1 rRNA gene is annotated in these 252 nt (G+C 50.4%); it reads right to left on the reverse strand.

The features are described from left to right. Positions 1-82 (reverse strand): 5S ribosomal RNA (rrf, locus tag KI367_RS26975); the annotation flags it as partial. Positions 83-252 lie beyond the last annotated feature (170 nt).

Genomic DNA, 252 nt, shown 5'->3' on the forward strand with positions numbered 1-252 from the left:
TCCAAGTACCATCGGCGCTGGAGGGCTTAACGGTCGTGTTCGGGATGGGTACGCGTGGAACCCCTCCGCTATCGCCACCAAACGATTCAAGTGGTTTGATCACCTAAAAACTAGATACGAAACGTTTTGCGTTTTATTTTCCGTAGCATATCCCGGTTTTTGTTCCGGGCCCCGCCAAAGTACTCGGAATCAGCTACGAAGCTGCTCTTCACTTTGGTGGGTTTGTTCATGCTTCCGTAGCGAGCTTTCTTT

It is taken from the genome of Paenibacillus cookii (assembly GCF_018333375.1).
GTDB classification, from domain to species: Bacteria; Bacillota; Bacilli; order Paenibacillales; family Paenibacillaceae; genus Paenibacillus_AQ; species Paenibacillus_AQ cookii.